The sequence below is a fragment of the Bradyrhizobium forestalis genome (assembly GCF_002795245.1).
Lineage (GTDB): Bacteria > Pseudomonadota > Alphaproteobacteria > Rhizobiales > Xanthobacteraceae > Bradyrhizobium > Bradyrhizobium forestalis.
This window is the reverse complement of the sequence record NZ_PGVG01000057.1, coordinates 14,999-34,698: the sequence shown is the minus strand read 5'-3', so window position 1 is coordinate 34,698 and position 19,700 is coordinate 14,999. Positions and strand designations below refer to the sequence as shown.

Annotated in this window: 16 protein-coding genes, 1 tRNA gene and 2 pseudogenes; 8 read left to right on the top strand and 11 right to left on the bottom strand. The window is 62.1% G+C overall.

Translation table 11 applies throughout. The annotated features are described in order from the left end of the window. Positions 1-551: 551 nt before the first annotated feature. Complete coding sequence (locus CVM73_RS35725; RefSeq protein WP_100236437.1) at positions 552-1,034, bottom strand: response regulator; 483 nt, start codon at positions 1,032-1,034, stop codon at positions 552-554. 855 nt (positions 1,035-1,889) lie between these two features. Between CVM73_RS35725 and CVM73_RS35715 the strand changes: the two genes are divergently transcribed. The 3 genes from CVM73_RS35715 to CVM73_RS35705 all read left to right on the top strand — a co-directional run bounded on the left by CVM73_RS35715 (position 1,890) and on the right by CVM73_RS35705 (position 3,523). Further along, a complete protein-coding gene (locus tag CVM73_RS35715; RefSeq protein ID WP_208639285.1) occupies positions 1,890-2,588 on the top strand; it encodes a Crp/Fnr family transcriptional regulator in 699 nt (232 codons plus the stop codon). 156 nt (positions 2,589-2,744) lie between these two features. Next, positions 2,745-3,122, top strand: a complete 378-nt coding sequence (locus CVM73_RS35710; protein ID WP_167407241.1) for an Hpt domain-containing protein — start codon at positions 2,745-2,747, stop codon at positions 3,120-3,122. Positions 3,123-3,274: 152 nt separating this feature from the next. Next, positions 3,275-3,523, top strand: a complete 249-nt coding sequence (locus tag CVM73_RS35705; protein WP_100236432.1) for a hypothetical protein — start codon at positions 3,275-3,277, stop codon at positions 3,521-3,523. A gap of 204 nt (positions 3,524-3,727) precedes the next feature. Here CVM73_RS35705 and CVM73_RS35700 read toward each other — a convergent pair whose 3' ends face one another. Continuing rightward, the gene (locus CVM73_RS35700) at positions 3,728-4,351 is read right to left on the bottom strand and encodes a helix-turn-helix domain-containing protein (protein ID WP_100236431.1); all 624 of its coding nucleotides are present in this window, start codon (positions 4,349-4,351) and stop codon (positions 3,728-3,730) included. A 328-nt stretch (positions 4,352-4,679) separates the two neighbouring features. Here CVM73_RS35700 and CVM73_RS35695 point away from each other — a divergent pair, with 328 nt between their 5' ends. From CVM73_RS35695 to CVM73_RS35685, 3 genes are all read left to right on the top strand, one after another. After that, positions 4,680-5,843, top strand: a complete 1,164-nt coding sequence (locus tag CVM73_RS35695) for a hypothetical protein (RefSeq protein ID WP_100236430.1) — start codon at positions 4,680-4,682, stop codon at positions 5,841-5,843. Between the two features lie 193 nt (positions 5,844-6,036). After that, on the top strand, positions 6,037-6,408 hold the full coding sequence (locus CVM73_RS35690; RefSeq protein WP_100236429.1) for a hypothetical protein: 372 nt from the start codon (positions 6,037-6,039) through the stop codon (positions 6,406-6,408). Positions 6,409-6,457: 49 nt separating this feature from the next. Continuing rightward, complete coding sequence (locus CVM73_RS35685) at positions 6,458-7,672, top strand: EAL domain-containing response regulator (RefSeq protein ID WP_100236428.1); 1,215 nt, start codon at positions 6,458-6,460, stop codon at positions 7,670-7,672. 356 nt (positions 7,673-8,028) lie between these two features. Here the strand turns inward: CVM73_RS35685 and CVM73_RS35680 are convergent, their stop codons facing one another. The 8 genes and pseudogenes from CVM73_RS35680 to CVM73_RS35650 form a co-directional block, all read right to left on the bottom strand. Next, the gene (locus tag CVM73_RS35680; RefSeq protein WP_100236427.1) at positions 8,029-8,313 is read right to left on the bottom strand and encodes a hypothetical protein; all 285 of its coding nucleotides are present in this window, start codon (positions 8,311-8,313) and stop codon (positions 8,029-8,031) included. Positions 8,314-8,345: 32 nt separating this feature from the next. Then, entirely contained in the window at positions 8,346-8,717 is a 372-nt protein-coding gene (locus CVM73_RS35675; RefSeq protein WP_100236426.1) for a hypothetical protein, read from the bottom strand. A 63-nt stretch (positions 8,718-8,780) separates the two neighbouring features. Then, positions 8,781-8,926: pseudogene (locus CVM73_RS39495) on the bottom strand (DUF1214 domain-containing protein); the annotation flags it as partial. A gap of 357 nt (positions 8,927-9,283) precedes the next feature. Continuing rightward, on the bottom strand, positions 9,284-10,144 hold the full coding sequence (locus CVM73_RS35670) for a DMT family transporter (protein ID WP_100236425.1): 861 nt from the start codon (positions 10,142-10,144) through the stop codon (positions 9,284-9,286). 346 nt (positions 10,145-10,490) lie between these two features. Beyond that, complete coding sequence (locus CVM73_RS35665) at positions 10,491-12,239, bottom strand: restriction endonuclease subunit S (protein ID WP_100236424.1); 1,749 nt, start codon at positions 12,237-12,239, stop codon at positions 10,491-10,493. Beyond that, positions 12,236-13,690, bottom strand: coding sequence for an N-6 DNA methylase (locus tag CVM73_RS35660; protein ID WP_100236423.1), 1,455 nt, complete (start codon positions 13,688-13,690; stop codon positions 12,236-12,238). Before CVM73_RS35660 ends, CVM73_RS35665 begins: the two co-directional genes overlap by 4 nt. Before the next feature lie 2 nt (positions 13,691-13,692). Beyond that, positions 13,693-16,138 (bottom strand): annotated as a pseudogene (hsdR, locus tag CVM73_RS41575) (EcoAI/FtnUII family type I restriction enzme subunit R). Between the two features lie 205 nt (positions 16,139-16,343). After that, positions 16,344-16,433: transfer RNA gene (locus CVM73_RS35650), tRNA-Ser, on the bottom strand. Between the two features lie 245 nt (positions 16,434-16,678). Between CVM73_RS35650 and CVM73_RS35640 the strand changes: the two genes are divergently transcribed. Next, on the top strand, positions 16,679-17,542 hold the full coding sequence (locus CVM73_RS35640) for an alpha/beta fold hydrolase (RefSeq protein WP_100236421.1): 864 nt from the start codon (positions 16,679-16,681) through the stop codon (positions 17,540-17,542). 308 nt (positions 17,543-17,850) lie between these two features. Here CVM73_RS35640 and CVM73_RS35635 read toward each other — a convergent pair whose 3' ends face one another. After that, on the bottom strand, positions 17,851-18,981 hold the full coding sequence (locus CVM73_RS35635) for an ROK family protein (protein WP_100236420.1): 1,131 nt from the start codon (positions 18,979-18,981) through the stop codon (positions 17,851-17,853). A 330-nt stretch (positions 18,982-19,311) separates the two neighbouring features. Between CVM73_RS35635 and rplU the strand changes: the two genes are divergently transcribed. Continuing rightward, on the top strand, positions 19,312-19,698 hold the full coding sequence (rplU, locus tag CVM73_RS35630) for a 50S ribosomal protein L21 (protein WP_100236419.1): 387 nt from the start codon (positions 19,312-19,314) through the stop codon (positions 19,696-19,698). The last annotated feature ends 2 nt before the right edge of the window (positions 19,699-19,700 follow it).

Here is a 19,700-nt window from a genome sequence, read left to right as displayed (position 1 = left end):
AGGCGGAAGATGTTATCCAGGATCTTGGCGTTGTTCGGCTCCTGCTCGAACTTCACCAGCTGATTGTCCACGGTGTCCAGGCTCTCGCTGGTCTCCGTCAAAAACTCCCGCAACAGATCATCCATGAGCTACGCCTTACTGACCTGGACCTAAACCCGACGCCTGAGCGACCCCTGGCACGGACGGACGCCCTATCCTGGATCGTTAGACATCCCCTTTCACAGTCCCGTTAATTTCATCCTCCGTGCTACTACGGATATTGAAGAGAAGTTTGCGGTTCGACGGCATGCTGCAGCGCTTCTCGGCAAGCCCAGCTCCGCGTCGCAGCGGAGGCGACGTGCGAGGTAAACGGGCCGATAACAGCGGGGCGAGTCGCGCGGGAAAGTCCTGCTCGTGAAGAACGATAGGGATGGCGTGCAGCGCGTTGGACCGAGCCGCCCGCAACCGGCGGCGCCCTCGTGATCCGCGGTTTGCGGTGCTGCCGCGATCTGCGCGGTCCGCGCTCGAGGTAAACGAACGGTTACTCTGCGGCCCAAGCGGCTCGCGCCGCGCTAACCGAGCCGGGCGACCGAGGCAATGTCGCCGTCGGGGCGATGCTCTGCCAGGCAATCGTTGATGGCGACGAGCAGCGCGTGCGGCGTGAACGGCTTGCGCAGACAGCGCGCGGCGCCGAGCTCCAGCGCCATCCGGAGGAAATCAGGTGCGGGCGAATTCAGATTTGCAAAAGCGTAGCCGGACATCGCGATCAGCGGAACGGCGGGTGCCCCGTCGTGGAAGATCCGGATCGATTCGAACCCGCGCATGTGCGGCATGAATATATCGATGATCATCAGATCGAACTGTTCGTGCTCGAGGGCGCGCAGTCCGGCTTCACCTCCCTCGGCGATCGTCACCCGAAAATTGTTGCGCTGGAGATAGATCTCGATGGCCATGCAAACCATCGGGTCATCGTCGACGACAAGAATATGGCGCAAACTTTCGGTCCCCGCATGAGCTTCACGTTTCGGCGATTCAATAATTGAACCGTGGGGCACGCCGTTCTCCTTTGTTTTCAATCAAGAGAGGGATGATCGCAAACGTCATTGGCGGGACGAGGAAAACGGAGACGACGGAAATAGGGTCCGCGGTCATCGGGCGCCAAGGTTCAGAGCAATGCCGGATAGCTATGAGCACTCGTCCAACGAACGAGGCGGCGCGGGTCAACTGGCGTCCGATGGCAGCACGGATGCAATGCTTCCGGCTCATGAAGGCCCCCCTTACCGCTTCTCCCTGCATGCCCTTGCAGGATACGCGCCCGCTCAAGAGCGAATCAGCGCGCACTTAATTCCGCCGCAAATGAGACACCGTGTCTGCCCTCCAACGGGTATATGGACGACGCCACAACCTTTAGATTAGACTTTGTTCGCCGTGCAACTGAATGACGAACGGGCGCCGCGCCGATCGTCGATCGAACCCGCCGGATTGACCTGCATGACCGCGAGCGGCCACCCGCCCAATCACCTGCTGCAGCTGCTCGACGCTGCGGATTTCGATCTGCTGCGTCCGTATCTCGCGACAATCGAAATGGTCAGGAGATCTGTCTTGAGCAAGATCGGCTCTGCGCTGCGATACGTCTACTTCCCGCATGGCGTTGGCGACGACGTCCTGCGGTTGCTATTCGGCGGTGAAGGCCCACAACCTGCGCCTGATGGGAGCCGTGCCGTGACGGGAGCACAGCACAATTCCTGTATGCCGACGTGCACCCAGCGTCGCAGACCAATCGCCAAGGACGGACAACTTGTCCCAATTGCCAATATATCCCAGCGTGAACATGATGCAACTTACCCGCGCAGGACGCGATTTTGCGCCGCGATTCGGGGGAGGGAACGGGGGAGGCAGCTTTGGAAACGATGGTGCGTCCATCCAACGGTTTCCTGTCTGCACTGTCAGCAGACGATTATGAATTGATCCGCCCGCACCTGCGAACGGTCGATCTGCCCCATGACGCCGTGCTGGTCGAGACCGGCGAGACGCTCAAGCGCGCCTATTTTCCCCACCGCGGCGTCATCTCGCTGGTGGTGGAGCTGGCCAAGGGCGAGCATGTGCAAGTGGCCATGATCGGCCGCGACAGCCTGCTCGGGACGCTTTCGATCATGGGCGATGCGTGTGCATTGAACACCGCTATTGTGCTGGTGCCCGGCGTCGCCTCTGTGATGGATCTGGACCGGCTGCGGATCGCCGCCGACCAGAGCAGCACAGTGCGCACGTTGCTCACGCGCCATGGGTTGGCGGTCTACGCCCAGGTGCAGCAGACCGCGGGCTGCAATGCCGCCCACCCGGTGGAGTCGCGGCTGTCGCGGTGCCTGTTGCACACTCATGATCTATCGGGCGACTCCCGGCTGCTGCTGACCCAGGAGACCATGGCGCAGATGATCGGGGCGCGGCGCAATAGCGTGTCGCTGGTCGCCAACTCCTTGCAGCAGGCCAATTTCATCCACTACAGCCGCGGACACATCCAGATCACCAACCTCGACGGCCTGCGCCAGACGGCGTGCGAATGCTACGCCACCGTGAAGGCTCAGTACGACCGCCTGCTCGGCCCGCGCTGATCGCCGCGGTCGCTTGGTAAACCGCCGGCTAATGCCGGCCTGCAAACACCGGGCATCCTGCTACCGGAACTGAAATTCGAATGCCGTAGACACGGGGCAAGCCTCGCGTCGGCAGGTGCCGCGCGACAACGAGCCGTGATCAAGGCAGGCAAGGCCATGTTTGACGTAACCGTCGCGCCAGCGCAGGCGGCGCTCGATGCCGAACCCGCGCGCGAACCGCGCGCGTACGAAGCGCTGGTGCGCGAGATCGGCGAGGACGGTGCCTGTGAAGTGCGCGATGTGTTCTGGAGCGAGACCGGCGCGCGCCTGCAACTGTTCCGCTCGCTCTCGCCTGCGCAGCACCACGCCAGGATCGCGCGCGAAGCGCATTCGCTGAAGAGCGCGGCCGGAACGTTCGGCTATGTCAGGCTCGCAGCGCTGGCGTTGCGGCTGGAGAACACCGCGGAGGGCCTTGGCGAGGCCGAACTCCGCGTTCTCCTGGACCTGATGGATGCCGCCTATGCCGCCGCGCGCGCGCAGGAGCCGCAGGTCTAAATTGGCGCTCTCATATGCTGCGCGCTCGCCAGCCCGAATACCCCCAGCGGTAGCAAAGGCCGCGCGAAACCCGCCGTACTTCTACGGTTTGGGATTTTTAGAGATGGCTAATCATAGATGGCGATAGTCCCGGAAAACCAGGAGGGTTTTCCATGTTCACCTACGAGACCGCAGACCAGAAGGAGGTTCGTCGCTTCCGCATCGCACAGTTCAACGGACGGATGGCGACAGTGAAGGCTGGCGAGTCGACCGTGACCGGCTTCGTGCGTTCGGTGCTGGCGCAGGAATCGAGCATGCCTCCCCGCTGGACCATCACGATCATTCCGAATGCGCCGAAGGAAGAGATCAAGCCGCTGCGTCCCGCCTCGCGCGCACGTCCGTTCGCCGAAGACTATTTCTGAGCGCGACCGGTTTCCAAACTGCTCGAGAGATGTCTCGGGCCTCGGTCGCACCGCCTGCCGGCGGCGCAACAGGCCGGCCTTAAAGCGCGATGAGATCGGGATGAATCGTGGCGCTCCAGGTTATTGTTTGCGCATGATCTCCGCGCAAACGCGTCCCGCATTTGTCGCGAGGGAAAACCGCTGCACACTTTTCCGGATCTTGCTCTAGTCGATCGAATGCAGCAGCGCCGCACGGACGAGGTCGGCGGTGTTGCGCGCGCCGAGCTTGCGCATCGCCTCGGCCCGGTGGCTCTCGAACGTGCGCGGACTGATCTGCATGCGAAGCGCGCCCTGCTTGTTCGAGTAGCCTTCGCTGATCAGCCTCAGCACCTCGCGCTCGCGCTTGGTCAGCCGCTTCTGGCCGGACGGGCCGAGGAGCTCGGCGCTCGGCACGCGCTGCGGTTGCAGCACGCGAGCAGCCTTCGATTCTGCCTCCTCGGTGCTGGACGGGATCGGCAAGCCACCCTTGTGAGGGCCGGCCAGCTGCTTGACCAGGCCGCAAACGCGCTCGGTCTGTGCCAGCGCGTTCTCCACCACCCGCTGCAAATAGGCACGATCGCTCGAAACGGGCGCGAGCTGGTCGCTGTGATGCTTGATCTCGCCCATGTAGAGCAGGAGCGCAGTCAGGGGGCCGTTGAGCTCGCGGGCGATGGCAGCGGCCATTTCGTCGGCCGCCTTGGCGCGGACGGCGCTCAGGCGGACGAAATCGGGCTCTTCGGCTGAAGCAGCGCTGCCTTCGTGCCATTCCGACGGCCGCGAATCGGTGGCCGTATCATTCTGTGACCCCATGTCACTCATTTAGCGGAACCGGGGCCGGTCTGTGGTTAACTTTTTGCTCCGTAAGACTACGGTAATTTAGACCATTTTGCGTAAAAATCGCGGCTTCGGCACAATTTGTGCTTGCGCGACGCAGCACCCGACCATGCAAGGGTTGAGTTTTCTCCCGAAATCTCGGGCGACATGCGGAGCTCCTTGGCCGCCGCCCTTCTCCGACGCCCCGCGGGTTTTACGGAATAATTAACGGCGACTTGCTTCTCTAGGGGGGTTGAGAGCGCGCAAATGCCTCCACGCATTGGGCCCGCCAGCCCGCGGGACACGCTGCGAAAGATTGCGTGCCATGAACGAGATCGATCGGCTGTCGGAATTCCTGCAGAGGCTGACGCCGCTGTCGCGCAGCTGTCTGCTCAGCGAGCTCGAACGGCTCGAGCTGTGCGGCATCGACATGCCGGGTTCGGCCGACATCCAGTCCCGCCTGCGCGCCGAGTTCCGCAAGGACGGATCGACCCAGGCGCGCGCCACCAACCCTTCGCGCTATTTCTTCGCGCCGCTGGAGCTGCTGCTGATCGACGGCGCGCCCGAGCATGCCAACATGGGGCGGATCTCGCGCAACACCCTCACCCCGATCTGGGAGTGGATCTGCCGCGACCTGCTGCCGACCATGGCGCGCGACTACATCAAGGCGATCAACGACCAGGTCGCGGCCAACAACCCGAAGGAAGTGCAGAAGATCGCGTCGACCTTCCAGATCAAGGTCGTCAAGGTCCTCGAGAGCACCCTCACCTCGTCCGAGAGCGCCGAATCTGCGCGCGCCAAGCTTGCACAATACACGGCCTCGCGCACCGCCTTCGACGACGTCGTGAAGATGCTTCATGTGTTGCGCGCCGGCGATGCACTCCCGAAGTTCAACGAGAAGCTGCCTGAGAAGATCGCGAAATTCGACGACGGTCAGGTCGCCCAGATCAGCGCGCAGCTCGACGCCTTCAAGAGGACCCATCCCCAGGCGCTGCCGTTCGCGCTGGCGCTGGTGGCGCGACGCCTGAAGACGTCCTGGCAATTGATGCGGCTCGCCACCAAGGCCGCTGCGAGCAAGGCCGCCGCGGACGTTGCCGCCACGCCCTATGCCTGCGTCGTTCCCATGGTCCTCGACCGGCTCGACGACAAGCGCCTCGCGCTTCGGATCGCACTTCGGCACAACCGCGTGCTGGTCGCCCGCGACCTGCTCGCCGAAATCTATGAGACCGAATATGCGCTCCAGGTGCGCATCGACGACATCGAGCATTGCGACTGGGGCGTCCGCCTCCAGCAATTGATGGACGCGATCGCGGCGCTGGTGTCCGCCGAGGTGAGCCGCTTCCCCGACAATGTCGGCCACATCCTCGGATCGCGGCGGCTGCGCAGCCACGACACGCTCAGCGGCAAGCTGACTTATCTGGCCTGGAAGGGACGCGACGCGATGCAGGACGGTGCGGCGGCGTTGCGCAAACTGATCGGGCAAGACTAGATCGGGATTCGGTCGCGAAGCGACACGTTGCGCTCGGCTAACGCGGCAGGCACAGGAAGCGATCCATGAATCGCCCTGACAGCACGAATCTGAACCACCAAGATATCATTCGCCGCATCGACATAGCTGTAGTCCTCGACAGCCCTCCACCGCCTATGCGGAGCAATAGCGCAGCTGCAGCAATGCGCGTGTGATGCACTTCACATTCACGGCTGCCGGCCCGGACCCGTTGTCGCAGAGCCGTCACGAGAGAAAGCGGATTATGCGCGCATCGCGGGAAGGCGCGCTCGTCGCATCCAGCTGTCGCTCCGATGCACGGCAAGAGCTGCGGGAGTTCGCGGATGAGCTCGGCGCTACGCGATCGACGATGGCGGCGTTGCTTGCAGGCGCGCTGGCGCTCACGTCGACGACGATGGTGACGACGTCAGCGCCGCAACCGTCGTTGCGCGTGTGGTGCTTGGGTATGCGAATTCTTGTCGACGAATCTGTCGACAAATTAGCTCGAATTGCAGGGCTTAACGTTACTCAAATTATTCAAGAACGATGTGAAGCTCTCCTTATTTGAACCCACGCTCGGCGTTTAAGAAACCGTCACGGAACGGGAGTGGTGTACGATGAACGATGGGATGACTGAACTCGTCGGCCGGAGGCCTGTGACCTTCGGACGGCGAAAGGTGACGCCGCGCGCCTGCGTGGCCGACAGCAAGCGTCACTTGCGCGCCTTTCTCAGCGAGGTGCTCGAGGATCTCGGCTTCGTCACCTGCGAATGTGCCAACGCCGACGAGCTGCGGACCGTGCTCGCCACCGAATTGCCGGACCTGATCCTGCTCGGCGTCGCCGCCGATGGCATCGAGCCGGGACGATTCCTCGAAATCTTGGTGCGCGAGGCATTTGCCGGCCAGGTCCTCGCCGTCGGCGCCCGCGAGTCGATCATCGTCAAGGCCGTGCGGCAGGTCGGTGAGGAATATGGCCTTGCGATGCTGCCGCCGCTCACCACGCCCTTTGCCGCGGAGACGCTGCGCGAGCGTGTTGCGATGCTGCTGCCGGAGGAGCCGGCACCGAGCCCGGCCGTCCATGTCGGCGAGGCCCTGCATGCCGGCTGGCTCGAGCTGTGGTACCAGCCCAAGATCGACGCGCGCACGCTGGTCCGCAGCGGCGCCGAGGCGCTGGTGCGAATGAGGCATCCGACCTGGGGTGTGGTGCCGCCGGCCTATTTCATCCCGGAACCGCACGATCCGCATTTTCGTGAGCTGTCGGAGTTCGTGATCGATCGCGCCGTGCAGGACTGGCACTATCTGCTGGAGCAGCAAAGCCCGGTCGATCTGTCGATCAATCTTCCCGCCTCCTATCTCAGGGAGCCGCAGGCCGTGCGCGATCTCTGCCGCCGCGTGCCGACGCATCCGGCCTTCGGCGGGTTGACGGTCGAGATCGACAGCCAGGAGGCGACCCGCGATCTCGACCACCTGACCGAGGTCGCGCGCGAGGTGGGCCTGCACAACATCGGCTTGGCGGTCGACAATCTCGGCGCCGACTGGCCGGCGCTGATGGGCCTCGACAAGATTCCCTTCGTCAGGCTGAAGGCCGACCGGCAATTCGTCACCGGCAGCGGCAATGACCGGCTCAAGCGCACGGTGTGCCGTCATATCGTCGAGCTGGCCCAGAGCTTTGGCGCGCGCGCCGTGGCGCAAGGAGTCGAGAGCCGCGCCGACCTCGTCGCCGCCAACGAGCTCGGCTTCGACCTCGTGCAGGGCTTTCTGTTCGGCAAGCCGATGCCGCTGAAGAAGTTTGCAAGAAGCGCGCTGACGCGGACGGTGATGGGGCAGGCGTGAGGCGACAGGCCTCACGCAAGCCACCACGCGACGGAGACGAGCGCGGTCGCGGCGATCCCCTCGCAAGGCAGGGCTATCGCATATGCTTTCACGGGGGCTGTCCGCGGGCTTGCTCCGCCTCTCCCGCTTGCGGGAGAGGCCGACGCGCCCCGGGCGATGCGAAGCATCGGCCCGAGCGCGGCGGGTGAGGGCTCTCGCCGCGCAGGGACAAACTCGGCAGATTCTCGACAACACCAACGCGGAGACACCCTCTCCCCAACCCTCCCCCGCAAGCGGGGGAGGGAGCCCACTGCCGATGCAGCAGCATCGTGCAAGCCATATGCGATCGCCCTGCCTCGCAAGGGAGGGCAGATCGCCTAGCGGCAGACCCAGACGCCATTGACCAGCACGCGCGCGCAGGTTGGCGCCGCAACGGCGGCTCCTGCGGCTGCTGCACCTACGGCGGCTCCACCGACCACGGCACGACGGGTCGTTCGACGCGCGACGCCCGCGACACTCGCCGGCGTCGCTGGCCGCCCGACGCGGGCTTCCGCGCTCTGGATCGAGAATGAAAGCCCATCCGCTTCCGACCACTGCACCGAGCTCACGGCTGCGCAGACAACAACGGCGCCGGCTAACCACAATTTGGTTCCGTGTCGCATGACGTCCTCCTTCGCTTGAGATCTTGACCAGGCTATTTCGCGTTTCGATTCTTGCTTGCGCCCTTTAGTGGCGCTGAGGGCCGAGGGTTCGCCAATTCGGCGGCTTGAATACAAGAGAGAAGATCGACGTAGCTCTGAGCCCCGGCGATCGAACTGGCCTCGGCTTCGCAGCGGTCGCGAACAGGGCCGGCATTTGCCGACCAAAGCGCGACGAGCTGCTGCTGGGCGTCGGTTTCATCGCTCATGCATTTCTCGAGGCTCTGCCCCAGAACGATACCGTTTGCCTTGTCATCAGCCACTGTTGCCTTGCACAGTGCCTCCACATTCAAATGGGGGACGCGATCGGAAACGGGCGTGACCAATTGCCCTGCCATGAGCGCCGCCGACAGAAGCGCAACCTTCATCCTGACCTCCTCCGATCCTGCAGACCCTGAGCTGTCACCGCGGCACCCCGCTGCGCCTTGCGATCAGCTGCTCGCAACCCTCCTGACGGCCGGCGGAGACCAGGTGCCGTTGATGATCGAAGGCCCCTTCTCGTTCGGCCAATACAACCGCAGCATCAGAACGAACTTGCCGGCGGGGGCAGGCAGCCAGTTCTTTCCTTGTCCGCTCCGTCATTGCGAAATAAGGCAGGCGATGCACTGAGATGACTCTCCTCGTAAAGGGAGACACCGCGCCGGAACAGACGTTGATCTAGATCAAGGTTTTGCGGGTCGCATGACAATGGCGCCGGTATCGACCGCCTCGATCCCCGCAGGAAGCGCTCGAGCAAGCTCATAAGCTCAGGACCGAACTTGCAAGCCACGCGTTGGACCGAAGATGGGGGGACTGGCACGCATCTCGTTGCCACCGACCGGGCCGGCTTCGATCTCGTGCGGGCCGTCTGTTCGGCAAGCCGATGGCTTGGAGTGGTTTGCAGGAAGAAACGCACTGAGGCGGACGGCGATGGGCAGGACGGAAGCGTGCGGCCTCACGCAAACCGCCGCGCGAAGAACACGCAGGCGACCACGAGCGCGGTCGCGGCGATCATGCTCCAGGCCACGGGCTCGTGCAGCAAAAGACCTGCGAGCGCGAGCCCGAAGAACGGCTGCAGCTGCTGCAACTGGCCGACACGGGCGATGCCGCCGATCGCAAGCCCGCGGTACCAGAAGATGAAGCCGACGAACATGCTGAAGACGGAGACGTAGGCGAGCCCGATCCAGGCGGGCATGCTGACGCCGCTCCAGGCGGGCGGCCACGTCCAAATTGCGAGCGCCAGCATCAACGGCAGCGCGAGCAACAGCGCCCAGGAGATCACCTGCCAGCCGCCGAGGCGGCGCGACAGCGCGGCGCCTTCGGCATAGCCGAGGCCACACAGCACGATCGCGGCCACCATCAAGAGATCGCCGGTGAGCGACGCCGAGCCGTCGCCAGAGAGGGCAAAGCCGGCCACCGTGGCGCTGCCGATACTAGCGAACAGCCAGAACAGCGGCTGCGGCCGCTCGCCGCCGCGCAGCACGCCGAAGATCGCGGTCGACAGCGGCAACAGGCCGATGAAGACGATCGAATGCGCCGAGGTGATGTGCTGGAGCGCGAGCGCGGTCAGCAGGGGGAAGCCGACCACGACGCCGATGGCGACGATGGTGAGCGAGGCGAGATCCTCCCGCGCCGGCCGCGCCTGCCGGAGCAGGCCGAGCAACGCAGCGCCCAGCAGCGCGGCGATCACGGCGCGCGCGGACGTCAGGAACAGCGCCGAGAAGCCGCCGACCGCAACCCGCGTCGCCGGCAGCGAGCCGCTGAAGATGATGACGCCGAGGAGGCCATTGCCCCAGCCGGTGGCGGTAGATTGCATGTTGGTCTCGATTGGTGGAGGGGCGGCTGATCTGGAGAGGTCAGCCGGGGTGCCGCGACGATTCAAACCTAGGCTTTCTGCCATGGGACAACAAAAAACGCGAAAACAACCCCATGCACAGTAGCCGGCGGCTGCAAGATCAATGGGTTACGCGGGGCCCGAGTTGGGTGGCTTGGCGAGCAAATTTGGAGAGCGATGCGCGCGGAGCAGTGTCAGGCCCATCGACGCTTTTTCGGGCGATAGGCGAAACGCTGTCTGGTTTGCGTTCACCGTTCGGGCGCGTCGCCAGAGAAGCGGCCTGTCGCACCTCATTTGCATCGTCGGGCAAAACAGGCGCATAATGTTATCATTCCGCTGCCTGCAATTCGCGATCCTCCGTTGGAGCCAAGGCTGCGGCTAGTAGCGCTTCAAGTAGGCAGCGGCGGGTCGCGGCGGTAGCGACCAGGCTCGCCTCAAGCCGGTCGCACAGCGCCATTAACTCATCCAACTTCGCGACAATTCGGCGCTGTTCGGTGAGGGGTGGGAGGGGAACTGGAAATTCCCTTGCATCCGTTAGACTCATGTTCGGTTGCGCGGTGATAACGCGCGAACCAAGCATGAAGTCGATCGCAGCCGGCGAATTGAAGTAGTGCAAGAGATAGGGCACCAACAGCCCGCGTGAGATCTCGACCAAGCGGATTAGAGCTACCGCTTGATTGATGTTCGCCTCTAAGTCCAAATCATAGATCGCCGTGCGCCCGATTGAAGCGCCAACCAAATTCATCAGAAAATCGCCTTGCTTCAACATCGATCTTGGTTCGATGTCACGAAAGCGTCTTTCGACAAACTTCAAGTCGTTCAGCTTCCTAAGCTTGTAATTCCCAACATTTTCGCTTGTGATGAAAAGAATGCCGTCATCAGCATTCACATAGTTGACGCCCTGCCACTTTGGGGACGATCCTTTGGTGATTAGCCGCGAAAGAGAATCAAGACGCACCCAAGACCATCCTCTTGGAAGATCAAACGGCTGATTCTCGACTGTAATCGGATTGAGCGGCTTCTCTTTCTTGATCTCGCCTAAGTTCAGTAGCCGCGCCTTCTCCTTCGCAATCCGCCGTAATAACTCATCGGCCGGCTCGTCCTTCGCATCCTGAGGCACGAGCTTGCCGCGCACGGCAAGGTTGAGGATTGTCTGGCGCAAAGCTTTGATGTGGTCGGGACGGGCGATAAGGGCAGGTAGCGCGTCGAGGGCGAAGCGGGCGTCGGCCTGGAAGGTTTCGGGACTGGGAGCGTTGAGGCGGAAAAGACTCGCCGACACCAGCCGATCGCGCGCCCGCTCGCGGACGGACCGCGCTGCCTCCAGCTGGTCGCACAGCCCCATTAGTTCATCAACTTTGGCAACTATACGATGCTGCTCCGCAAGCGGCGGGAGGGGAAACGGAGAATGCGCGAAATACCCGCTCGGCACTCGCTTCTGGCCAGCGGTTCCGGTCATTCTTGGGATGCCGCTTTCGATGAAATGCGGGCTCTTGAGGAAGAGCAGGATGTAGTCTTGATCGACGAATAGCGGGCGAACGATATGCAACTCCGTTGTCCCGCTACCAATGCCCCCTGTGAGGTGTCGAAATACAGCCGATTTGCCGTTCTCGAAACACGGCGTGATTTTGGCAAGGCCGATATCACCCTCAGCAAAATGCGTATAGCCTTTTTTGATTTCGCCCCACGGGCGAACCTCGTGCTCATTAGCAACCCCGTACTCTGCGGCGATCATCGGCATCGACACAAAGGAAGCTTGAAGCGCATCAGGCGCTTCGTTACGGGGACTCAAAATCCCAATCTCGGCGAGCTGAGACCACCGCCAGCTAGGGGGGATTAGAAACGGTATTTCGGAAAGAGCCGGGATTGGCCTCGGGGACTTGATCTCCCCTGCCTTCACCAGCCGTGCCTTTTCCTTCGCAATCTGTTTCAGCAACTCCACCGCCGGCTCGTCGCTCGGGTCTTGCAACACGAGCTTACCGCGCACGGCAAGATCGAGAATGAAGCGACGCAGACGGGCAACTGCGTCGGGCGCATCGGCGATCCGCTCGTAATGTGCCAGCAGTCGGTCTGCGTTCATCGGGCGAGCGCCTCTGCAAGGATCGCCTTCAACTTGTTGCGCAAGGAATCTGCCTCGCTTTCGGCGGCAGCAAGGGCGGCCAATAGAGTCTCCGGGTCGCCGTGATCGTCAGCTTTCGTGTGAGGGTTCTTGATGTCGAGATCGTAACCGCGTGCCATAACCTCATCCGCGGTGACGCGCCAAGCCTGCGGGGTCTCCTTGCGCCCCTTCCGTTCGTTGCCCCCCCACCATTCGATGCAGCCTTGAAAATGCTCCAGTCGGATCGGCTTGGTCATCGAGTAAGCTTTCTGCCCTTCGGGCACTCGGTGCTCATAAAACCAGATGTCTTTTGTCGGCGCGCCCTTTTCGAAGAACAACAGATTTGTCCCGATCGAAGCATATGGCTTGAACACAGAGTTAGGCAGGCGAACGATGGTGTGCAGATTACATTCCTCCATCAGATGCTCCTTGAGCCGCGTCTTAATGCCCTCGCCGAACAGGGTGCCATCCGGCAACACCACAGCAGCGCGACCGTCTGGCTTGAGCAAGCGCACGATCAATGCGAGGAACAGGTCAGCCGTCTCTTTGGTGCGGAAGGTCGGGAAGTTGTTCTCGATGCCATCCTCCTCACGACCTCCGAAGGGAGGGTTGGTAAGGACAATGTCCACCCGCTCGTCCTTACCCCAGGAAATCAACGGGCGGGCCAGCGTGTTGTCGTGACGCACGAAGCTCGGGTCCTCAATGCCGTGCAACAGCATGTTGGTGACACAGAGCATGTGCGGGAGCTGCTTCTTCTCAACCGCGCGCAATGCAGCTTGCATCTTTTCTCGCTGCTTGGGCGTCTTGACGTAGTTCTTCTCCATGTGGCGGATGGCGCAGGTCAGAAAGCCGCCGGTTCCGCAGGCGGGATCGAACAGAATTTCGCCGGGATGCGGATCGATGCGATCGGCCATGAAAGCAGTGACGGCGCGCGGCGTATAATATTCGCCGGCGTTGCCTGCCGATTGCAGGTCGTTCAGAATCTGCTCGTAGATGTCGCCGAAATGCTGCCTTTCTGTCAGGTTGTTGAAATCGACGTCGTTGATCTTGTTGACGACCTGCCGCATGAGCTGGCCGGATTTCATGTAGTTGTACGCATCTTCGAAAACGTCCTTGACTACGCGTCGACGGTCGCCGGACTTGCTCGAAACTGCGAGGCCTTTCAGCGCCGGAAACATATCTCCGTTGACGAACGCGAGCAGCTCTTCGCCGGTAATCCCCTCAGGGTCTGCCGCCCACGCGCGCCACTGGTACTTTCTGGGAATCGGCGAGCGGTAGCCGTCCTGAGTGACTTCGAGTTCCTGGTCCTGATCGTCAATGATCTTGAGAAAGAACATCCAGCACAACTGGCTGATGCGTTGGGCATCGCCGTCAACGCCTGCATCCTGGCGCATGATGTCCTGGATAGATTTGACGGTGGTACGGACGGACATGGTCAGATGACTTCCTGGTAGAGAGAGGATTGCAATTCATGCACGGCGCGCTCGAATCCATGGCGGTCGCCGAATGCCTTGATCAGTTCAAAGGGGGTGCCCAACGTGCTGAGCGGTGGAATACGCAAGATGTTGGCATCGTCAAGATTGAGCACGCCTTCGTCCGCATATTTCGCCAATAGGGCGTCGAGCACGGCACGGGCCTGCCCGCCATATTTGCTGAACACGTCGCGCTTCTTGACGTTGTCGGCTCGTTCTCGACGCGTCAGCGGCTTCCTGTCGAAAGCCACGTGACAGATCAGGTCGAAAGGATCAAGATTCTTGCCGAGTTCGTCGGCGACAACCTCAAGCGCGAGACCCTCGGCTTCCAGTTCCTCAATGATTGCTTGCTTGCGCTCGGCCGCCTTCCAGCGCCTGAGGAACTCGTCGAGGCTTGCGTAGTGCTTCTTGAGAGCCGCCTTGGTGAAATCGCGCAGCGACTCGGTGACAAGCTTGCCGTTTTCATCGAGATATTCGACGCGTTCAGCCACAATGCGAGCGCCGACGCCATCGACATAGATCTTCTGCGCGCGATCCCCGGGCAGAACATGCAAGGCTGGCTGATCAATAATGGTTTCTTCGGCATCATCCGCCCCGTAGGATGATTGGTCATTGTCATCGATGTCGTCAGAGTCGTCGGGCGGCGCGATTGGATCGTCTTCACCCGGCTCATAGATCTGCACTGGCTCGCCATCGAAATCAGGGTCGGCAAAATGATCCGTCGCTCCGCGGAAATCGATCAGCGTGAAATAGAACTTCTTGGTATCCTCGTGGACGCGGGTGCCGCGCCCAACGATCTGCTTGAACTCGGTCATCGAGCCCACCGCGCGATCGAGCACGATTAGCCGGCAGGTCTGCGCATCGACGCCTGTCGAGAGAAGCCGCGATGTTGTGACCAGAACGGGATATCTCGATTCCGGATCGATGAAATTGCCGAGCTGATCCTGCCCTTCCTTGTCGCTGCCGGTGATGCGCATGACATAGCGCTGATTTTCAGCGACGAGATCGGCGTTCTCATTAACAAGCGCCTGCCGCATCCGTGCCGCGTGCTCTTCATCGACGCAGAAGACGATCGTTTTCTGGAAGCGATCGCCGCTTTCCTTCAGAAATTCCGTTACCTTTTTTGCCGTCAGCAGGGTGCGATCATCGAGCACGATGTTCCGGTCGAAGTCCCTGGCATTGTAGATGCGGTCCTCGACCTCGTTGCCGGCACGATCGAGTTGTCCGAGCTCCGGCCGATAGCCTTCGACATCGCGATCGATGTGAACCTTGATGACCTTGTAAGGCGCGAGAAAGCCGTCGCTGATCCCTTGTTTCAGCGAATAGGTGAAGACCGGCGGGCCGAAGTAATCCGTATTGGAGACATATGCAGTTTCCTTCGGCGTGGCAGTGAGGCCGATTTGCGTGGCGCCCGAGAAATGATCGAGAATTTCGCGCCAGGCAGAATCGTCCGCCGCGCTGCCGCGGTGGCATTCGTCGATCACGATCAGGTCAAAGAACCCGGGCGAGAACTCGCGGTAGATCTTCTGGCGTTCCTCCGGGCCAGTGATCGCCTGATAAAGCCCGAGATAGATCTCGAAAGCGGTGTCGATGCGCCGCTTCTTGTCGAGCGCCAGGGTCAGGTCTTCCTTCGTGCCATCCTGCTTCTCAATGGTCTTGGCATTTGGTCGAAAGCTTCGCCATCGCCGGTCCAAAGGGCCGGAAGTCGTTCACCATCGTCTGGTCGATCAGCACATTGCGGTCAGCAAGGAACAGGATGCGCTTCTTGCGGCCGGCCTTCCACAGACGCCAGATGATCTGAAACGCGGTGTACGTCTTGCCGGTGCCGGTCGCCATGACCAGCAGCACGCGGTCACGACCCTTGGCGATCGCTTCGATCGCGGCGTTGACGGCGTTCACCTGATAGTAACGCGGCGCCTTGCCGCTGCCGTCGTCGAAATAGTCCTGAAGAACGATCTGTTCGGCTTCCGCGTCGAGGCCCTTCCACGCGCGGTAACGCGCCCACAAATCGGCCGGCGACGGGAAAGCATTGAGCGCGAGATTCGCCTCGACCGGGGTGCTGCGGCCGGTTCGGTCGTGAAAAACGAAGCCGTCGCCGTTCGAGGAAAATACGAAGGGAATATCGAGGGTCGCCGCGTAGTCGAGGCCCTGCTGGATACCGTGTCCAACACTGTGATTGTTGTCCTTGGCCTCGATTAGCGCGATTGGGATGTTGGGTTTGAAGTAGAGGATATAGTCTGCACGCTTGGCCCTGCCCCGCGTGACCAGCTTGCCGCGCACGATAATCCGGCCTTTGGTGAAGCCGACCTCCTCGCGGATTTGCAGCATCTCGTCCCAGCCCGCCTCACGGAGGGCTGGCGTGATGAACTTGGTGCAAATATCGCGCTCGCTTAGCCCCCGCTTGTCCATCCCCGTGGCGGATCCCCCATCGCGTACGGCATTCCAAGCGCTGCGTGCGAGGAGACGCCTTATGTATCACCGATTGTAACTACGAACCTGACGGACATCCAGCGGCGCGCCCTGATCACAGCACCAGTACGACTAAAGCATCAGAGCGGCCTGAGTCGGCGGGGATGGCGGTGCTTCAAGCCACTTCGGAGAGGGATTCGAAACATGGCGGAGAGGGAGGGATTCGAACCCCCGATAGGCTTGCACCTATGCCGCATTTCGAGTGCGGTGCATTCAACCACTCTGCCACCTCTCCTGAAGGCGCCATATAGGAGCTGCGGCCCCTGTGGTTGGGGGCGTTAATAGGCGAGGATGGCGGGCCAGACAAGGCGCGAAAGGGGAAAATCCGCAGCCTCTTTCAGCCCTTGTCGTCCCACTTGGCCTGGGGCTTTGCTCCGATGAAGTCGGAACGGAGCTCTGGATTCTTGTTTTGACGCGTTTTCTTGACGCGAACCGGGGGCCACTTCGCTCGAAAACGCTTCTGCCACGAAAGGAACCGGCATGGAGCACCTGACGATCTCCGCCAATGGCGCCGATTTCCACCTGGTTCGCGCAGGAAAGGGCAAACCGCTGCTCTTGCTGCATGGCTGGCCGGAATTCTGGCTGACCTGGGAGCCGGTGATGGCGCGTCTTTCGGACCGCTTCACGCTTGTCGCGCCCGATCTGCGCGGCTTCGGCGACAGCGACAAGCCCGATGGCCCTTACGGGCCGGACGGCCATGCGGCGGACATGCTGGCGCTGATGGACGGGCTCGGCATCGACCGATTCGGCGTGGTCGGCCATGACGTCGGGGGTGCCGTGATGCAGCCCCTGGCCCGGCAGGCCGCGAGGCGGCTCACCGGGCTTTTCTTCTTCGATTTCGTCTATCCCGGGATCGGGCCGCGCATGGCCGCCCCTGATAGGCTCAACCACATCTGGTACCAGTCCTTCCATCAGATGGAGATGGCGCCTGCGCTCGTCGGTGCGAGCCGGGAGACCTGCCGGCTCTATATCAGCCATTTCCTCAAAGGCTGGGCACACCGGACAAACGCTTTCGACGACGTCCTCGACGCTTTCGCCGACAATTTCTTTAAAGACGGCAACCTCGCCGGCGGCTTTGCGCATTATCGCGCCTCCCATGCCGGGCGTCTCGCGATGATGAAAGGCGAAGCGCCACAGCTTCCGCCGATCAATGTGCCGACCTGCGTGCGCTGGGCCGCGCACGATCCGCTGTTTCCGTATGCGTGGACCGATCGGCTGGGCGAAACCTTCAGCGAACTCGATCTGGCGATGTTTCCGGATGTCGGCCACTTCCCGCATCGGGAAGATCCGGATCGCGCGGGACGCGAGATCGCGGCGTTCTTTCAGCGCGTGGGGTGGAGCTGAAGCGTGGGGGGAGCCTGACGGAGCAGGCACACCATCGGCACCATTTGCTGGGCTACCCCCCTCCCTGGCCCTCCCCCGCAAGGGGGGAGGGAACGCACCGCCGTCGGGGCGAGCGTTGGGGCTCATCGCATGTTTTGGAAAAACGGGGTGGGACCGCCAGACGCGGTAAACACTGGCGGTCCCGTGCCGCTCATTGAAATACTGGCCGGGAAGGGCGGCTTCGCCGGCCGAGTGGAAGCGACGATTCGACCGTAGCGTGCGGCTTGCGCGCCGCAACGCAAACCGGTCCTTAACCTAACCGGTCAAGGTTACTCCTTGCTGTCCTTACCCTTTTTCTTCCCATTCTCCGTAGAATCCCGGCCTTTGCCGTTACCGTTCTCCTTGCGGCGGTTGGTGAAGCGCGCGTTGCCGAGCCCGGTGCCGATCGTCAGCACGCCCCAGCGCTGGACATGCTGCATGAACGGCACCTCCGAAAGGCCCTGAACCACGCCGTCATTGTGCATCACGATCGCGGTATCGTGCTCGCCGATCTCGGGGATGGCCTCGATCAGGCTCGCCGGCAGGTTGAACTTGCTGCTCTCCCAATTGCCGGGGAGATTCTGTGCGCCCTTCTCGATCGAGCCGTCCGCGTCGATCACGCCGGGACAGGCGATGCCGATGAAGGGCGCGAGCTTGAAGCCTTCGGCTTCGGCGTCCTCAATGAGGCCCAGCAGCATCTTGACCAGCTGCTTCACCGCGGCCTCGCGGCTCGGCTCGTCATCAGCGTGGCGCCACAGATCGGATTTGAACACGACCGCCTTGGACAGATCGGGCGCCTTCTTCCAGCGCGTCTCCACGATCCCGCAACGGATATTCGTTCCGCCGATGTCGACGGCGAGGATGCTGTCATAGGCCTCGAAAATCCAGGACGGCGCGAGATGCAGGGCTCCGATCAAGCCGGCATCATCCGGATCGAAGCGGATCGGCACCAGGTCGACCTTGAAGCCTTCCGACTTGAGGATGATCTCGGCCCGGGCAATGGCAATTTCCCCGAGCCGGCTGGCACGAAAGCCGCCCCCAACCACGATGCACTCGGTCTTGGCCCAGGCCTTGGACTTGAGAAACCGCTGCGTGACGTAGGCGAGCTCCTGCGCGAACTCCTCGATCGCGCTGTGCACGACGGCCGTCGCCTCGGTGTCGTCGCCGACCAGAACGGCATCAAGGGTCTTCTTGCTGATCTTGTCGGACGGCTCATCACCGAACGGATCCTCGCCGCTCTTGCGCAGCGGCTTGCGCCATTCCTCGAGGATCTCGCGAAACGCAGCCTTGCTGGCGCGGTCGCCGAGAAAACCGTCGTCGTCCTTGATCTCGATGTTGACGCTGTCGACATCGACCGACGGCAGGCGGCTCGCCCCGTGCTGGGCGATACCCGTTGTCTTGACCAACTCGTCTGTAGCCATGATAGCCCTTGCCCGCGTTCCGATTTGCGAGGACACAACGGGGAGGGAACCCGTTGGTTGCACGGCGGCGGCAGATTCCGCGAGCGCATTGGAAATGGCCCAAATCCTTCAAATCCGGGCCCTTTTTGGCGGTTTTCCTTGACTCTCCGCTGCCGGCGGCTATAAGTCCCACAGCCGGCGCGGGGCGTTTCTCGCGCCGCTTGTTTTTGCCTGGGCTTTCAAGGGGATAACTCCCGCCCGCGCAGACTCGCATAAACCCGTAGCGACTGACAAAAAGCCGGCCCGGACAAACTGTCGCGAGGCCGGGATTGAACACGAAGGAAAAAAACGATGTTCGCAGTCATCAAAACCGGCGGCAAGCAATACCGCGTCGTGCCGGATGATGTCTTGGAAGTAGGCAAGATCGAAGGCGAAGTCGGCTCGATCGTGCAGCTGAATGAAGTTCTGGTGGTCGGCGGTGATACGCCGGTGCTGGGCGTGCCGACGGTCGCAGGTGCGTCCGTCGCGGTCGAGGTGCTCGATCACAAGCGCGGCCCCAAGGTCATCGCGTTCAAGAAGCGCCGCCGCAAGAACTCGCGCCGCAAGCGCGGCTACCGCGACGAGATCACCGTGCTGCGCATCAGCGAGATCCTGACGGACGGCGCCAAGCCCACCAAGGGCCCGCGTCCGAAGAAGGAGAAGGTGGCCAAGGAGCCGGCAACGGAAGCCGCCGAGTAAAT

What these genes read in the sequence shown, in the direction of transcription:
- CVM73_RS35715 (WP_208639285.1), top strand. Translation starts at nt 1,890, where the DNA reads ATGGTGCGTCCATCCAACGGTTTCCTGTCTGCACTGTCAGCAGACGAT.
- CVM73_RS35710 (WP_167407241.1), top strand. Translation starts at nt 2,745, where the DNA reads ATGTTTGACGTAACCGTCGCGCCAGCGCAGGCGGCGCTCGATGCCGAA.
- CVM73_RS35705 (WP_100236432.1), top strand. Translation starts at nt 3,275, where the DNA reads ATGTTCACCTACGAGACCGCAGACCAGAAGGAGGTTCGTCGCTTCCGC.
- CVM73_RS35700 (WP_100236431.1), bottom strand. Translation starts at nt 4,351, where the DNA reads ATGGGGTCACAGAATGATACGGCCACCGATTCGCGGCCGTCGGAATGG.
- CVM73_RS35695 (WP_100236430.1), top strand. Translation starts at nt 4,680, where the DNA reads ATGAACGAGATCGATCGGCTGTCGGAATTCCTGCAGAGGCTGACGCCG.
- CVM73_RS35690 (WP_100236429.1), top strand. Translation starts at nt 6,037, where the DNA reads ATGCACTTCACATTCACGGCTGCCGGCCCGGACCCGTTGTCGCAGAGC.
- CVM73_RS35685 (WP_100236428.1), top strand. Translation starts at nt 6,458, where the DNA reads ATGAACGATGGGATGACTGAACTCGTCGGCCGGAGGCCTGTGACCTTC.
- CVM73_RS35680 (WP_100236427.1), bottom strand. Translation starts at nt 8,313, where the DNA reads ATGCGACACGGAACCAAATTGTGGTTAGCCGGCGCCGTTGTTGTCTGC.
- CVM73_RS35675 (WP_100236426.1), bottom strand. Translation starts at nt 8,717, where the DNA reads ATGAAGGTTGCGCTTCTGTCGGCGGCGCTCATGGCAGGGCAATTGGTC.
- CVM73_RS35670 (WP_100236425.1), bottom strand. Translation starts at nt 10,144, where the DNA reads ATGCAATCTACCGCCACCGGCTGGGGCAATGGCCTCCTCGGCGTCATC.
- CVM73_RS35665 (WP_100236424.1), bottom strand. Translation starts at nt 12,239, where the DNA reads ATGAACGCAGACCGACTGCTGGCACATTACGAGCGGATCGCCGATGCG.
- CVM73_RS35660 (WP_100236423.1), bottom strand. Translation starts at nt 13,690, where the DNA reads ATGTCCGTCCGTACCACCGTCAAATCTATCCAGGACATCATGCGCCAG.
- CVM73_RS35640 (WP_100236421.1), top strand. Translation starts at nt 16,679, where the DNA reads ATGGAGCACCTGACGATCTCCGCCAATGGCGCCGATTTCCACCTGGTT.
- CVM73_RS35635 (WP_100236420.1), bottom strand. Translation starts at nt 18,981, where the DNA reads ATGGCTACAGACGAGTTGGTCAAGACAACGGGTATCGCCCAGCACGGG.
- rplU (WP_100236419.1), top strand. Translation starts at nt 19,312, where the DNA reads ATGTTCGCAGTCATCAAAACCGGCGGCAAGCAATACCGCGTCGTGCCG.